This window comes from Ferdinandcohnia sp. FSL W7-1320, from assembly GCF_038050315.1.
Classification (GTDB): Bacteria; Bacillota; Bacilli; order Bacillales; family Bacillaceae_L; genus Ferdinandcohnia; species Ferdinandcohnia aciditolerans.
Genome location: NZ_JBBPAM010000001.1, coordinates 544,549 through 558,825, shown reverse-complemented (window position 1 = coordinate 558,825; position 14,277 = coordinate 544,549). Strand labels below are relative to the sequence as shown.

The 14,277-nt window shown below is 40.0% G+C and carries 12 protein-coding genes and 2 pseudogenes; 2 read left to right on the top strand and 12 right to left on the bottom strand.

The features are described from left to right. Positions 1 to 114: 114 nt before the first annotated feature. The gene (qoxA, locus tag NST91_RS02785; RefSeq protein WP_341329918.1) at positions 115 to 1,029 is read right to left on the bottom strand and encodes a cytochrome aa3 quinol oxidase subunit II; all 915 of its coding nucleotides are present in this window, start codon (positions 1,027 to 1,029) and stop codon (positions 115 to 117) included. A gap of 441 nt (positions 1,030 to 1,470) precedes the next feature. Here qoxA and NST91_RS02780 point away from each other — a divergent pair, with 441 nt between their 5' ends. Both NST91_RS02780 and NST91_RS02775 read left to right on the top strand, forming a co-directional pair. Beyond that, positions 1,471 to 2,337 carry a VanW family protein gene (locus NST91_RS02780; protein WP_341333472.1) on the top strand — a complete coding sequence of 289 codons (867 nt, stop codon included), beginning with the start codon at positions 1,471 to 1,473 and terminating at the stop codon, positions 2,335 to 2,337. A gap of 108 nt (positions 2,338 to 2,445) precedes the next feature. Beyond that, positions 2,446 to 3,030, top strand: coding sequence for a hypothetical protein (locus tag NST91_RS02775; protein ID WP_341329917.1), 585 nt, complete (start codon positions 2,446 to 2,448; stop codon positions 3,028 to 3,030). On the opposite strand, the pseudogene NST91_RS02770 reads toward NST91_RS02775, so the two are convergent. From NST91_RS02770 to NST91_RS02720, 11 genes and pseudogenes are all read right to left on the bottom strand, one after another. Further along, positions 3,031 to 3,557: pseudogene (locus NST91_RS02770) on the bottom strand (flavin reductase family protein); the annotation flags it as partial. A gap of 7 nt (positions 3,558 to 3,564) precedes the next feature. After that, positions 3,565 to 3,672 (bottom strand): annotated as a pseudogene (locus NST91_RS02765) (VOC family protein); the annotation flags it as partial. A gap of 354 nt (positions 3,673 to 4,026) precedes the next feature. Continuing rightward, a complete protein-coding gene (locus NST91_RS02760; RefSeq protein WP_341329916.1) occupies positions 4,027 to 4,206 on the bottom strand; it encodes a hypothetical protein in 180 nt (59 codons plus the stop codon). Positions 4,207 to 4,614: 408 nt separating this feature from the next. Continuing rightward, the gene (gene narI, locus NST91_RS02755) at positions 4,615 to 5,316 is read right to left on the bottom strand and encodes a respiratory nitrate reductase subunit gamma (protein WP_341329915.1); all 702 of its coding nucleotides are present in this window, start codon (positions 5,314 to 5,316) and stop codon (positions 4,615 to 4,617) included. Positions 5,317 to 5,499: 183 nt separating this feature from the next. Further along, positions 5,500 to 6,102, bottom strand: coding sequence for a nitrate reductase molybdenum cofactor assembly chaperone (gene narJ / locus NST91_RS02750; RefSeq protein WP_341329914.1), 603 nt, complete (start codon positions 6,100 to 6,102; stop codon positions 5,500 to 5,502). After that, on the bottom strand, positions 6,099 to 7,601 hold the full coding sequence (gene narH, locus NST91_RS02745; protein WP_121446766.1) for a nitrate reductase subunit beta: 1,503 nt from the start codon (positions 7,599 to 7,601) through the stop codon (positions 6,099 to 6,101). Before narH ends, narJ begins: the two co-directional genes overlap by 4 nt. Then, positions 7,591 to 11,268 (bottom strand): nitrate reductase subunit alpha, encoded by a 3,678-nt coding sequence (locus NST91_RS02740; RefSeq protein WP_341329913.1) that lies wholly within the window; start codon positions 11,266 to 11,268, stop codon positions 7,591 to 7,593. The genes narH and NST91_RS02740 overlap by 11 nt, the downstream gene beginning before the upstream one ends. Continuing rightward, the gene (locus NST91_RS02735) at positions 11,252 to 11,536 is read right to left on the bottom strand and encodes a hypothetical protein (RefSeq protein ID WP_121446871.1); all 285 of its coding nucleotides are present in this window, start codon (positions 11,534 to 11,536) and stop codon (positions 11,252 to 11,254) included. The genes NST91_RS02740 and NST91_RS02735 overlap by 17 nt, the downstream gene beginning before the upstream one ends. A gap of 98 nt (positions 11,537 to 11,634) precedes the next feature. Continuing rightward, positions 11,635 to 11,946, bottom strand: a complete 312-nt coding sequence (locus NST91_RS02730) for a hypothetical protein (protein WP_341329912.1) — start codon at positions 11,944 to 11,946, stop codon at positions 11,635 to 11,637. A gap of 39 nt (positions 11,947 to 11,985) precedes the next feature. Then, a complete protein-coding gene (locus tag NST91_RS02725; protein ID WP_121446769.1) occupies positions 11,986 to 12,411 on the bottom strand; it encodes a hemerythrin domain-containing protein in 426 nt (141 codons plus the stop codon). Positions 12,412 to 12,737: 326 nt separating this feature from the next. Continuing rightward, positions 12,738 to 14,240, bottom strand: coding sequence for a nitrate/nitrite transporter (locus NST91_RS02720; protein ID WP_341329911.1), 1,503 nt, complete (start codon positions 14,238 to 14,240; stop codon positions 12,738 to 12,740). Positions 14,241 to 14,277 lie beyond the last annotated feature (37 nt).

Below are 14,277 nucleotides of genomic sequence, written 5' to 3'. Positions count from 1 at the left end.
TGCTAGTGCCGACAAGACATGAGGCCGTGGCGTTTTTGTTGACGTGGTCCTCTTCATCCTCCTTTTTAAACTCCTATCTGAAGTATAAATTCGGCGTTCAATTTATTTCTGTTATTAATGATTGTTATGTTCTGAATGACCTTCGTGCTCTGAATGCTCCTGCTCATGGTCCTCATGACCTTTTTCAGTATCATCTGATCCATGGTTATGCTCTGGCGGTGGTGCGAACCCTAAATGAGTTCCGGTGAACGTCATTTGTCCGAGATGACCTGGTTCTAGTATCTCTTCAAACTTTTCTTCAGTGAGAGGTTGTGCAGTTTCTTTAACCTCATCTACCCATTCTTCAAAATCCTTTGGAGATACGGCATTTACACTAAACCTATTTTCCGCAAATCCTTTACCACTAAAGTTTGCATTTCGTCCCATTAATTCACCCTGCTCATCGGCTGCAAGATGCAAAGTTGTGATCATGTCGGCCATGGCATACTTTTGCCCACCAAGTTGTGGAATCCAAAAACTTGTGATTGGACCATATGAATAAAGTCTGAATTCAAGTGGACGATCAGTTGGGATGTATAGATAATTGACTGTTTCAATATCCTCTTCAGGGTAGCTAAAGTGCCATTTCCAATCGGAGGATGATGCATAAATAACCAATGGCTCTTGCTCTTCATAGCCTTGAGGAGCTGACTCGACAATGTAGTTACTTTGAACCGAAACAACTGATAGATAACCCACAATTAAGATTGGAATACCAATACAAATCGCTTCAACCCACGGATTCCCTTCAATATGTGGTGGCTCGTAATCCTCTGGCATTTTAGAAGCTCGATATTTTACAAGCATATAAACTAACAATACAAAAACGACAATAATTACGAATGCCATGATTCCAATTGAGAGTAAGATATCATGGGCTTGCCTCTCGGCTTGTGGGCCTTTAGGATCAAGAACCATTACGGGTTCACAACCTGCAAGCACTGTGGCAATAGTAATAACCATCGATAAGAAAAACCATTTGATTTTCATTAGTGTACTCCTTTCCGAATGGATGCTCTTCATTCACAACTATGTGGCTTGTGACGAATATGTGTACAACTTCACAAAGTTGTCAAAAATTTTTTAGCTACTTGTTTTTTTCGTAATATCTTGAAAAAATTGAAGCTAAATTTTATTTCGCGAAATTATTTTATAAAGCTTATCACTGTGTAAATGATGATAACATGCGAGATATCAAAAAGTTGTTACAGAAAAGGGAAGGAAGTATTTGTAAAAAATAATTATCTTAACATAAATGCCTTAAACCTTGTTGTGACGCAAATCACAGGCTTTTTTTTGAATTTGAACAATTTGTTACAAATTTTAAAACGAAAAAACTTCTCCTATTTTTAATGGAATTTGAAGTAACCATCCATACTATAAAAAAAGAGTTTCGAAAAGGTGGTGGGGACACTGAAAATATTGTTGGCAATGTTGTTTTTCCTTTCTGTACAGCAGTTCCATCCTCAGGATAATCTTTACATAACCTATAAAGGAGAACCAATCGCAACTATTAATCGTTCTGAATACTCTATACCACTGCTCGGCATACCCACCTTAAACATAAAAAAATTCACAGACTTTCTTACCTATTTAGAAGAACAGGTATATGAGGAGCCAAAGGATGCAAAAATTGGCAAGTCAAATGAAATTATCAAAGAACATGTGGGTATAAAATTAGATAAAGACAAATTTTCAAGATTGTTTTACTCTTCGTTCTTCGGAAAAGGAGAATACCTTGAAGTACCGATACAGCGTATTTATCCCCGTGTAGATAGCGAGCTATTATCAACGATTCGAGTAAAACAGATTGGGCAGTATGTGACGCACTTTAACTCTTCCAATAAGAAGCGCTCCACAAATATCGCTCTATCAGCAGCAGCCATCGATAGCTATGTTCTTTTTCAAAATGAAACCTTCTCTTTTAATAAAGTTGTTGGAAAACGAACTGCTGCTAGAGGGTATCAGCCTGCACCTGAAATCATTCGAGGAGAACTAATTGAAGGAATCGGGGGTGGAATATGCCAGACTTCCTCCACACTCTTTAATGCCGTTGATCGTGCAGGTGTTGAAATTGTAAAACGCTATTCTCACACCAAACGAGTTGGCTATGTACCACCTGGGCGCGATGCAACGGTGAGTTGGTATGGGCCTGACTTTCTTTTTAAGAATACATACAATCAGCCGATTTTAATTCGTGCAAAGGTACATGGAGGAACTCTTATCGTAACCGTCTATTCATCAGAGGATATCAATTTTACTCCTCGTAAGATTGTACCTAAAACAAAAACAGGATAGAGTTTGATTATTAAAAACTAATTCTACACCTTTATAAGTCTGGGTGAATATATTAGAAATGGGCTAATTGTGACCCTATAATATCTGAAATAGTTATGGGGGGAGTTCATGGAAAAGGATAAAAGGGCTACTGTTATCACCTCAGCTGCTGAACCTGAAATAAATGTAAACAACTCGAACTCAACTCCGAACAACTTTGTATATAAACCACCTAACAATAGCGGAACCATCTTAGGAATAATTGGCGGTGTTTTATCTGCTACCGGTGATGCTTTAGCAACTATTGGTGCAATCATTCAGCTAAATACAGATACTGCTGCGGACTTTCAATCTCAAGTAGACGATTACCAGTCAGATCAAGATAAGAAAAAGATGCAGGAAGATATTGATAGTCTTCAGGAAAAAGTGAAACAGCTTGAAGAAATCATTAAAAATAACCAAAACCAGAACCTGAACCAGGACCAAAGTCAAAACTTGAACCTAAATCAAAGCCTAAATATGAACTATAGTCAAAGTCAAAACATAAATCTTAGTCAAAGCCAAAACATGAACCAAAATCAAAGACAAAACATGAACCATAGTCAACGTCAAAATATGAAACAAAATCAAAGTCAAAACATGAACCATAGTCAACGTCAAAATCAGAACCAAAGTCAAAATCAAAGGAAAAAGAAAAAGAGAGACCAATCATGACTACTTTGGTCTCTCAATTTCAAAAACCTCCTATTTTCGCGTAATAATTTCCTGCCAATCGGCTTACTGCCCCTAATTTTTCTTGATTGATCCTTCCATTACTATACAGTTCCTTATTGACATAAAACTAGACCACTTTTCCGATTAGCAAATCACAACCGGAATTTTCCTCTTGACCACTTAATTCAATGGAGTGCTCTAAAATACATTCAAAGCGAATTTTAGATTCCCTGATTCCCAGTACTTTTATATTCTTACTTTCTACTGGAGTCAGTCCAGCAAGTTCAATTTCACTTTCATTTGGAGGAAGACTTGCTGCCGTCTTATTGATTTGTTCGACATTGCTTTCATCCACAATATGAACGACAAATTCTTTTCCTTCTATAATGTTTCTAGCTGTGTCTTTCATTACCCCATTTTTTTCTTTGGACCGATATTGAAACAAGGGGCGGATTTGAAGATACTATATTAAAATAACTGAAAGGTGCACCATTTAGCGTACCTTCACTTGATATTGACGTCACAAATCGATTGGACTCGGAGTTTTACAAGGCGAAGGCCTAAAACACCGGCATAAAAGTCAACATTCTCTTGGAGAAGTCCAACAAACGCAGTAATATGATGAATGCCCGCTGTTTTCATAGTAATTATCTCCATTACTATCTATCTCATTTATTTTCCAACTATATATGAATGTATTCAATGTAATTATCTTAATTTTATTTATCTCGAGTTCAAGGTAATATTATAAAAAATAAAATAATTTGTCAATTTTTGACGGGTTCAACTAATTATTTGAATCTCTGTCTGAATCAGGGCTGCTTTCTGACTTAAGCTGCTAAGTAATTTGAGAGTGTGTCTCAATCAGCGGCTCTTTCCGACACCACTCAACCGAAACAATAGATTCTCTGTCAGAATCAAGGCCAATTTCTGACTCATACTGCTCAATAATTAAAGAGTGTGTCACAATCACCAGCTCTTTCCGACACCCTCCAACTAAACAATAGATTCTCTGTCAGAATCAAGACCACTTTCTGACTCATACTGCTCAATAATTAAAGAGTGTGTCTCAATCAGCGGCTCTTTCCGACACCACTCAACCGAAACAATAGATTCTCTGTCAGAATCAAGGCCACTTTCTGACTCATACTGCTCAATAATTAAAGAGTGTGTCACAATCACCAGCTCTTTCCGACACCCTCCAACTAAACAATAGATTCTCTGTCAGAATCAAGACCAATTTCTGACTCATACTGCTCAATAATTAAAGAGTGTGTCTCAATCACCAGCTCTTTCCGACACCACTCAACCAAACAATAGATCCTCTGTCAGATTCAAGGCCAATTTCTGACTCATACTGCTCAATAATTAAAGAGTGTGTCTCAATCACCAACTCTTTCCGACACCCCCCAACCAAACAATAAATTCTCTGTCAGATTCAAGACCGCTTTCTGACTCATACTGCTCAATAATTAAAGAGTGTGTCTCAATCACCAACTCTTTCCGACTCTGTTTATTAATAAAACTCCTGATTTGTCTCCATGTATGGATTCCAAAACAAAAAGAGGAGGATAGCCCTCCCCCTTAATTCTGACGTGTATTTTTCGAAAATCCATTACGTGCGCGATATTGCTGCGGTGCTCTTGTTGGATAACGCAACGGGAAGCTAAACATATGCACAAGCTTTGTAAATGGAATAGATGCAAATAATAGAAAAGACAAAATAACGTGCACTTTAAATAATGTCGGAACTCCAAGCATTAATTCAGGCTGTGGATTTAATGTGAATAAACTTCGAAACCATGGCCCGATTGAAATTCGGTATTCATAAGCTGCTACTGTTGTATTGTAGACGATTGTCATATATGTACCCAAACCGGCTATTAGTAACAATAGAATGATTGTGAAATAACTACCCGCTGAAGTATGAACTTGGACTCGTTCAATGACAAACTTTCGAATTAAAAATAAGAGCAATCCGAGGACAACCATCAGTCCGGCAAACCCACCGCCTACGATTGCAAATAGGTGGTACGTGTGGTCATCCACTCCAATCGCGTTGTAGAATTCCAGGGGAATCAACATCCCCATCACATGACCGATAAAGGCAAAGATAATCCCGTAGTGGAATATAACGGAAGCATAACGTAACCACTTTTTCTCAAAAATTTCCGTCGATGGCGCTGTCCAGCTTTTCCCTCGAAACACGAAGCGATAAAATGTCCCAACTACAAGGATCGCAATGCATATATAAGGATAGGCCGTCCACCAGAAGTGTAATTCCATCTAATGACCCCCTTTCAACAAATTGTGGTATATACTTATCCACATAAGAACATTTGTTTTCCACAACCTGTGGATCCTTTTGTGGATCGTGATGAGCGTTTCACATTTTTATTTTTCCACAATATCCACGTTATCCACAGAAAAGCATCATACTTATCCACATCATCCACAAGTTATGAACATTTATTGATAAAGCATTGGATATGGAAGCTCTTCTAAATCTGCTTCCTCACGCTGATTTTCCAGCAATGTGATCTCTTCTGCTTCTGGTGCTTCAAAGACAAACATCATTAACAAGTCCACAATCCGGTGGTATGGATTTGAATCGAATAGGTTTTTGTGGATTCGATCAACCGCAAAAGCTAAGCGGCGATATAATCGTTCAAAATTCTCGCCATCTGGAGCATGAGCTAATAGCTCAAATAACATTGGAATATAATCCACAATCTCCTGCCCGTGATATTCAAACCCACCTTCGACAATTAACTTTTGGAGCTTAATTAATGCTGCTCCACGTTTTCTACTATCACCTAATTCATGGGCTGTTAAATAAAGACCTGTTTTATCCTTATAATCGAAGGTTTCTACATAGAGCTCCTGTAATTCTAATAATGGCATCTTAAAAAGTGGTGCAATCCTTGCTAAGATTTCATTTCTCATTTTTACTGAGCCAACTTCTGCTTTCACATATTCCTCAATTTCCGGAAACCCTTCGTGAAGGGTTTTGTCCGGATATTCGAGAATTCGTGACATGATTATTAATATTGCTTTTGCTTTATTGGTCATTGATTTCCACTTCTTTCAAATGGATAAGTCACCATTCCTTCAGGTGGTGCTAAATCCTCAATACTACATGCGCCTTGTTTGTAATGGAGGTCTTCATCCATTTCACGACGACCTGTCGGAATAACGAAGCGTTCATTGTATTTTGCTACACCCAATAGGCGTTGCATTTCTTCAAGCTCCTCAACAGTTGTATTTGCTTCTTTTAAGAGCTTCGATTTCTTCACTTCATCAATTCCCCCAACTGTTTTGGCACGCATATGAACACGCATGGCTGCCATTTTAAGTAACACTCGGCGAATGACATTCGTATCGTCAGCTGATAAAATCGACGCTAAATACTCCATCGGAATTCTCATATCATCAACTGCTGGAATATATCCATCTGCACTTAAGCCATTCTCATTTGTGATGTGGTTCATGATTGGACTAAGTGGCGGAACATACCACACCATCGGCATTGTGCGATATTCAGGATGCAACGGTAACGCAATTTTCCACTTCATTGCCATTTTATAAACTGGTGACTCCTGTGCACTCTTGATCCAGCTTGCATTAATACCTTGCTCTTTTGCTTTTTCAATTACTTCTGGATCAAATGGGTCTAAAAAGACAGAGAGCTGTGATTCATATAAGTCCTTCGGGTCTTCAACGGATGCAGCTTCCTTTACACGGTCAGCATCATATAAAACAACCCCAATATAACGGATACGACCAACACATGTTTCTGAACAAATTGTTGGAAGACCAGCTTCTGTTCGTGGGTAACAGAAATTACACTTCTCCGCTTTATGTGTGTTCCAGTTATAGTACACCTTATGATAAGGGCAACCATTCATACAAAAACGCCAGCCTCGGCAAGCATCTTGGTCAACAAGAACAATTCCATCTTCATCCCTTTTATACAGCGCACCTGATGGACAGGACGCAACACAGGATGGATTCAAACAGTGCTCACAAATCCGCGGCAAATACATCATGAATGTTTTTTCATATTCCATGGCAATATGCTCTTGAAGCTTTTGCACGTTAGGGTCCATCGGGACGACCTCACTACCTCCGGCAAGGTCATCATCCCAGTTTGGCCCCCATTCAGGCTTATCAATGTATTTTCCGGTGATCATTGATTTTGGTCGTGCTACAGGGATGTTTTCCCCTTTTTTTGCATTATGCAGATGTTCAAAATCGTATGTCCATGGCTCATAAAAATCATCAAGCTCTGCCATATTTGGATTGTAAAAAATGTTTGCAAGTTTGGAAATTGGACCACCGGCTCGTAGGTGTAGTTTTCCATTTCGTAATGTCCAACCACCTTTATAGCGATCCGTATTTTCCCATTCTTTCGGGTACCCTGGTCCTGGACGTGTTTCAACGTTGTTAAACCAGACGTACTCCATACCCGGTCGATTCGTCCATACATTTTTACATGTGACAGAACAAGTATGACAGCCAATACACTTATCTAAGTGCATGACCATTGCCACTTGTGCTTTAATTCTCAAGCCAGTCGACCTCCTTTAATGGGCGAACAATTGTCAACGTATCTCTTTGGCTACCAGTTGGTCCATAATAATTGAATCCATAGCTGAGCTGTGAATAACCACCAATCATATGTGTTGCCTTTGGATAAATTCTTGTCACGCTGTTATGTGTTCCACCACGGTTTTTATTGATTGTATTACCAGGTACACCCATAACCCGATCTTGGGCATGGTGCATATAGACAGCACCGCGAGGCATTCTATATGTTAAAACTGCTCTTGCTACTACTGCACCGTTACGGTTGTATAACTCAATCCAGTCATTATCTTTAATGCCGATTTCAGCAGCATCCTCTTCATTCAACCAGACAACCTGCCAGCCTCTAAATAGCTGGATCATGTTTCGGGTATCTGTGAACATCGTGTGGATACCCCATTTTTGGTGAGGTGTCATATACCGAAGCGTTATCGACTTTCCGGTATTCTCCACCTCTTTTTCCCCTTTTATAAAAGGACCTTTGTTAATCGGTGGAATATATAGCGGAAGACCTTCACCGTAATCGAGCATCACCTCATGGTCTAAATAAAAGCTTTGACGTCCAGTAAGTGTGTGCCACGGAATGTGGTACTCTTTGTTTACGGTAAAAGGTGAGTAACGACGGCCATCACTTTCAAGGCCACTCCAAACAGGTGTTGAAAGGGTTTGTCGAGGCTGAATCGTTAGGGCATCTAGTGTAAAGTCCTCTTCCTCACGCTCTTTAGCAATATGTTCAAGCTTTTTCCCAGTCTTTTGCTCCATTGATTTCCAGCCTTCAACAGCACGCTTCCCATTCGTTGCTCCTGACATGAGAAGAATTGCATTAATTGCTTGTACATCTGTGTATAAGGACGGGTAGCCTTTTCCAACTCCTTCATGTTTGGACGGTCCTAGGCGATTTAATAAGGATTGGTACACTTTATCCCCAGGAATTTTTACACCTTTCGTTCCATAACCATTTTTAATATTCGGTCCGACTGTTATCCACATGTCATACACATTTGGATAATCACGCTGCACATAATTAAAGTTCGGCATTGTTTTTCCCGGAATTCCTTCTACTTCACCCTTGCGCCAATCTTTCACTTTTCCAAATGGCTGAGCAATTTCATTGATTGTGTCATGAGCGAGTGGTGAAATGACGAGATCCTCTTGGGCCGGCAGATGGTCTTTTGCAAGCTCAGAAAAAGCTTTTGCAATTTCTCGGAATGCATCCCAGTCACTTCTAGTATCCCAAGGTGGACTAATCGCCGCGTTAAATGGATGTACAAATGGATGTAAATCCGTGGTACTGATATCCTGTTTTTCATACCATGTCGCTGCAGGTAAGATAATGTCAGAGAACAATCCTGAGCTTGTCATTCGAAAATCCATACTCACGAAAAGATCTGTTTTGCCTTCAGGAGGTTTTTCAGAAATCTTAACATCCTTAGGCTGCCACGACTGTTCAGGATCCGATAACACCGTATCCTTTGAACCAATCAAGTGCTTTACAAAATACTCATGGCCTTTTCCGCTGTCCCCTAATAAATTGGAGCGCCAATTAAAGAAGACTCTTGGAAAATTTCGGGGATCGTTCGGATTTTCCATGGCAAACTCTAGGTTTCCATCGACCAACTGTTTCGCAATATACTCCGTTACAGCTTTGTCATCACTATGTTTTGCACGAGCATCCTTCATGACATCAAGCGTGTTTTGTGACAAGGATGGGAAGCTTGGTAACCACCCTAGGCGTGCAGACAGCGCATTAAAATCAGCCGGATGCATATTTGAATACTGGCTACCCCAGTCCGTTTCTCTTTCATCAAAGTCATATTCATAGCGGAACTGCTCCGTTGCAAAATAGAAAAAAGATGTTCCGTTCATAAAACGCGGCGCTTTTACCCAGTCATTGGCAAATGCAATTTGAGAGAAGCCCTCTAACGGACGCACCTTTTCCTGTCCAACATAGTGAGCCCAGCCTCCACCATTCACACCTTGTGAGCCTGTAAGTAAAACTAGATTTAATATGGAGCGATAGATTTGATCACTATGAAACCAGTGATTTGTACCTCCACCCATTGCTATCATCGACTTACCTTGTGTTAATGCCGCATTTTCAGCAAATTCACGCGCAACTTGGATGACGTGTTCCTTTTTCACACCTGTAATGCTTTCTTGCCATGCAGGTGTGTAGGGTCTTTCAGCATCATTATAGTCAGTCGGATAGTCTCCCTTTAACCCGCGGTTTATACCAGTATGTGCGAGCATCAAGTCATAAACAGTTGTTACAATCAACTCATTACCGGATTGGTCCTTCATACGTTTGATTGGAACACCACGCTCAATTTTTCCGCCATCTTGTTCTGCAAAATAAGGGAACTCTACCATCGCTACTTCGTCGCAAATCTTAATAAAGCTAAGCTTTGGATTGATGCTTGTGCCGTCTTCTGTTGTCATATCAAGATTCCATTTCGAGCTACTATCCCATCTGAATCCTTGACTTCCATTTGGCACGGCGATTTGATTAGAGTTCTCGTCCCAAACGACTGTCTTCCATTCACCAAGCTCGTGTTCAGTGGAAAAATCAGATGCACGCAGGAACCGGTCTGAACGGTAGTTCTCTCCTTTTTTAGTAAGGGTAATCAGAAACGGTAAATCTGTGTATTGCTTCGCATAATCACGGAAATAAGGTGTTTCTTTATCGACATAAAATTCTTTTAAAATGACATGAGTCATAGCCATTGCAAGTGCTCCATCTGTCCCTGCTTTGGCAGGCAACCAGATATCAGCGAATTTATCATACTCCGCATAGTCTGGACTTACTCCAACTACTTTCGTTCCGTTATAGCGTGCTTCCACCATAAAGTGTGCGTCAGGGGTTCTTGTTTGCGGAATATTCGTACCCCAGATAATGAAATATTTTGTATTGTACCAGTCACCGCTTTCTGGCACGTCAGTTTGATCGCCCCAAACCTGTGGAGATGCTGGCGGCAAATCTGCATACCAATCATAGAAACTAAGAATGGTTCCACCGATTAGCGATAAGAATCTTGTTCCACCTGAATAACTCACCATCGACATCGCTGGAATTGGGCTGAAACCTACTACCCGGTCGGGACCATATTTTTTAATCGTATAAATGGTCGATGCTGCAATCATTTGGCATATATCTTTCCAATTTCCTCTTACGAAACCACCTCTACCGCGGGCGGATACGTATGATTGACGTTTTTCAGGATTGGTGACAATATTTTCCCAAGCTTGTACAGGGTTGTCCGCTTTATTAAGCTCATCCTTCCAAAGAGCGAGAAGGTCACCACGTATATATGGATATTTCACCCGAGTAGGGCTGTATGTATACCATGAAAAGCTCGCACCACGTGGGCATCCGCGGGGCTCGTAATCTGGGAAATCATCACCAGTAGATGGATAGTCTGTTTGCTGAGTTTCATAGGCAATGATTCCATCCTTCACATGAATCTTCCAGCTACATGAACCTGTACAGTTCACCCCATGTGTGGAACGGACAATCTTATCATGGGCCCAGCGATTGCGATAAATTGATTCCCAGTCACGCGGGCGTGGATTTTCTTCTGTCCAACCATCGTTAATACGCTCTCCACGCACTAAATGCTTTAGCGAGTGGAAGAGACTATTCTGTTTTGCCAAAGTCTCCATCCCTTCCCTTTAGAATATTTGCCAATGGGTTAAAATCTTCACCCACTAACCTGAAGCTTTGCGTTCCCGCTTGGAATTCTTCGAGGAAGACTTTCCAGCTTGATGCATTTGCTGCGGCGAGAATAAGTCGCTGAAGTGTACTAATATCCTGAATTTGATAGATTTCTTCAATTATTTTTCCAGGGATGTCACCAAATCTCATTCTTAGAACAGCAATCAAATCTTCCCGATCATCAATTAACAATACGTCATTCTCCATTGAAAACAATCAATCAACCCCTTCCTTTTTTTAATAGAACCTATCACTCTTTGTTCCTTGAAAGTATTAGAGTCAGTAGAATTTTTATACTAATAGCTCTATAGTTTAATCATCTTGTAATAGTCGGAAATCAACTGATTTTTACATTTCTCTGCAGTTTCCTTAAAAAAGCTCGTAACCTCTTCATCCGGATTCTCTGCCTGTTCAAAACTTACGAAGCCTGTGACAGCTTGTGAAAATGATTCAGAGAATCGCAAAGTGAGCTCAAACCCTTTTTCCTGCTTCACAACCGTGGCGTAGATGTCATAAGAATGAATGTTATATGCTAAAAATGTTTCAACCATCTTCTTATATAAGTTGGGAGCCGCAAAACGCAGCATCTTTTCCTCAATTACATCTTTTTTACCCATTTACATCCCCTTTCCTCTATTTCCTAATTTTTCATTTTATTATTCGTTAGATGCTAGCAGTTTATTCATTTCATCATCATTATGGATTTCATCGATGATAATTAGGCTATCTAGTAGTGGAATCATCCGGTAATCCGCTTCTTGTGTCTCAAGGCTTTTCTTCATCGTTGCAACTATGCGGCGCATTAAATCATGGTCACGGGTTAATTGATTCACTAGTTTTTCAAGTTTCGGGTTTTGTTCAATTATTTCTTTGTACAATCCTTCTTCTTCGGAATCCGCATGCTTGAGTGTTCTTGATTCCCAATGGTCAATTGCAATCTCCGCCACTTGTAATGCTTTTTCCTTATCTCCTTGTTCAACACACTTTCTAAATAGATTTCTAAGCTCCTTCGCTTCATGAAGTGCCGCCTCGTGTATCGCTGAATGAGAATCTGTTTTTCGTAAACTTGGTCCTGTTGACATAACTATCATCCTTTCATCATTTACAAAAGATTATTTTTTCTTCCTTCATAATCCTTTCCATCTTAATTCCCGTTAAACTTACGAGCTTACATTTTGCGAAAAATGTCATAAATTTGGGTTACCGAGTTAGTTGGAGTTGAAAAAGGGGTGTTTTCGAATTGGGGTTAATTTCGTAAATCGTAGATATGCGTTTTATTTTGGATAATTGCGCTTTATTTCGTGGATTTGCGTGTTATTTTTTGTAATTGCGTTTTATTATTAATATTTGCGTTATAAAGTGGTTCCACCATCATAAAAAGAGCCGAGGTTTGCACCCCAGCCCTTTATCATGTCTCCTGTTTTTCAGTCAAGTCGTTAAAGAGACCAACATAATATTTAACCTCGCCGGCTTCATTTTTCACTTCACTAATGGTCAGCCATTCTCGATAAAGTTCTTTGTTCTTTCGTCGATTCCAAATCTCTCCCTGCCAGAATCCCTTCGAGCGAATTGAATCCCACATTTGTTCATAAAACGCAGCATCATGCTTTCCTGAACGGAGAATACTTGGGGATTTTCCGATTGCTTCGTTCGGTTCGAATCCGGTAACCGTTGTGAATGCATGGTTAACTTTTTGAATAATGCCTTTCGGATTCGTAACCATCATTCCTTGAGCAACATTCTCGATAAGCTTTGCCTCAAGTTGAATTCTTTCCGTATAGAACATCCACACAACGAATACAGAGCTTAATAGTGCAAACATCGCGAGCGACATAAACCCGATCGCATAGTGTCCCGTCATACCAAACACAATTGAGAGAACAATTGGTGGGAAGAAACCACCTAATCCCCCCATTGCGGACACAATTCCGTTAACAATCCCAGCTTGCTTCGAAAAATAATATGGGACGAGCTTGAAGATTGTTCCGTTCCCAATTCCCGCAAATATAGAGATGAGTAAACAGCCTATTGTGTATAAAACAATATCGGGTGTAAACGCCAAGAGCACGCCTGCGAACGTGATCACATTAAAAACAATAAACAAAATGAGATACGGATTAAACTTATCCCCAAGCCAACCCCCAACTGGTCTTAAAAGGGTAGCGAGTGTAATAAACCCAGCTGTTCGTAATCCTGCGTCGACCGAGCTTAATCCAAAATGAGTGACTAAAAAGTTCGGCAAGTACACTGTAAACGCAACAAAAGAGCCAAAGGTTACAAAATAAAATAAGCTGATGAACCAAAGCTTTTCATTTTTATAAACGTTTTTTATCTGTTCACTTAATGGTTTATTTACTTTAGGTTCATTACGGTCACCAAGCAAAAAGTTTAAAAGTGCAAATAAAATGACAGGTATTAAAAACAAGCGAACCGTACTTTGCCACCCAATGCTAATTGCAAGCGCTGGTGCTGCAAATGAAGTGATTGCAGTACCAATATTACCTGCACCATAAATCCCGTTGACAAATCCATGACGTTCCTTCGGATAGTACTTCGGTAAGGAAGTAACCCCAATCGAAAACAGGGCTCCCCCAATACCGAGAAGAAGTCCTCCTAGAATCAAATCAAACATGGAATCAGCAATACTGATATAAAAAATAGGAAGGATCAGGATAACAAATCCAAGGAAAAACAACCATCTGGCCCCAAATTTATTTGTCCAATATCCTAATAGTATTCGCATCAGTGAACCCAAGATGACAGGAACGGCCGTAACCATAGCAGTCTGGTTATCGGTTAAAGGTATATCCTGCTTAATGCTCGACATTAAGGAAGAAAGAATCACCCACACCATAAAACCTACAACCAAACTTGAGGTTTGAAGTGGCAACTGCAACTTTTGCGTCTTCATACTTTCGTACTCCTCCTCCAAACAATCTATATGTATT

Excerpts from the sequence above, each read along its gene's own strand:
- narI (WP_341329915.1), bottom strand. The coding sequence starts at position 5,316 with ATGGAATTACACTTCTGGTGGACGGCCTATCCTTATATATGCATTGCG.
- NST91_RS02735 (WP_121446871.1), bottom strand. The coding sequence starts at position 11,536 with ATGGAGAATGACGTATTGTTAATTGATGATCGGGAAGATTTGATTGCT.
- NST91_RS02775 (WP_341329917.1), top strand. The coding sequence starts at position 2,446 with ATGGAAAAGGATAAAAGGGCTACTGTTATCACCTCAGCTGCTGAACCT.
- qoxA (WP_341329918.1), bottom strand. The coding sequence starts at position 1,029 with ATGAAAATCAAATGGTTTTTCTTATCGATGGTTATTACTATTGCCACA.
- NST91_RS02720 (WP_341329911.1), bottom strand. The coding sequence starts at position 14,240 with ATGAAGACGCAAAAGTTGCAGTTGCCACTTCAAACCTCAAGTTTGGTT.
- NST91_RS02725 (WP_121446769.1), bottom strand. The coding sequence starts at position 12,411 with ATGTCAACAGGACCAAGTTTACGAAAAACAGATTCTCATTCAGCGATA.
- narJ (WP_341329914.1), bottom strand. The coding sequence starts at position 6,102 with ATGACCAATAAAGCAAAAGCAATATTAATAATCATGTCACGAATTCTC.
- NST91_RS02780 (WP_341333472.1), top strand. The coding sequence starts at position 1,471 with ATGTTGTTTTTCCTTTCTGTACAGCAGTTCCATCCTCAGGATAATCTT.
- NST91_RS02730 (WP_341329912.1), bottom strand. The coding sequence starts at position 11,946 with ATGGGTAAAAAAGATGTAATTGAGGAAAAGATGCTGCGTTTTGCGGCT.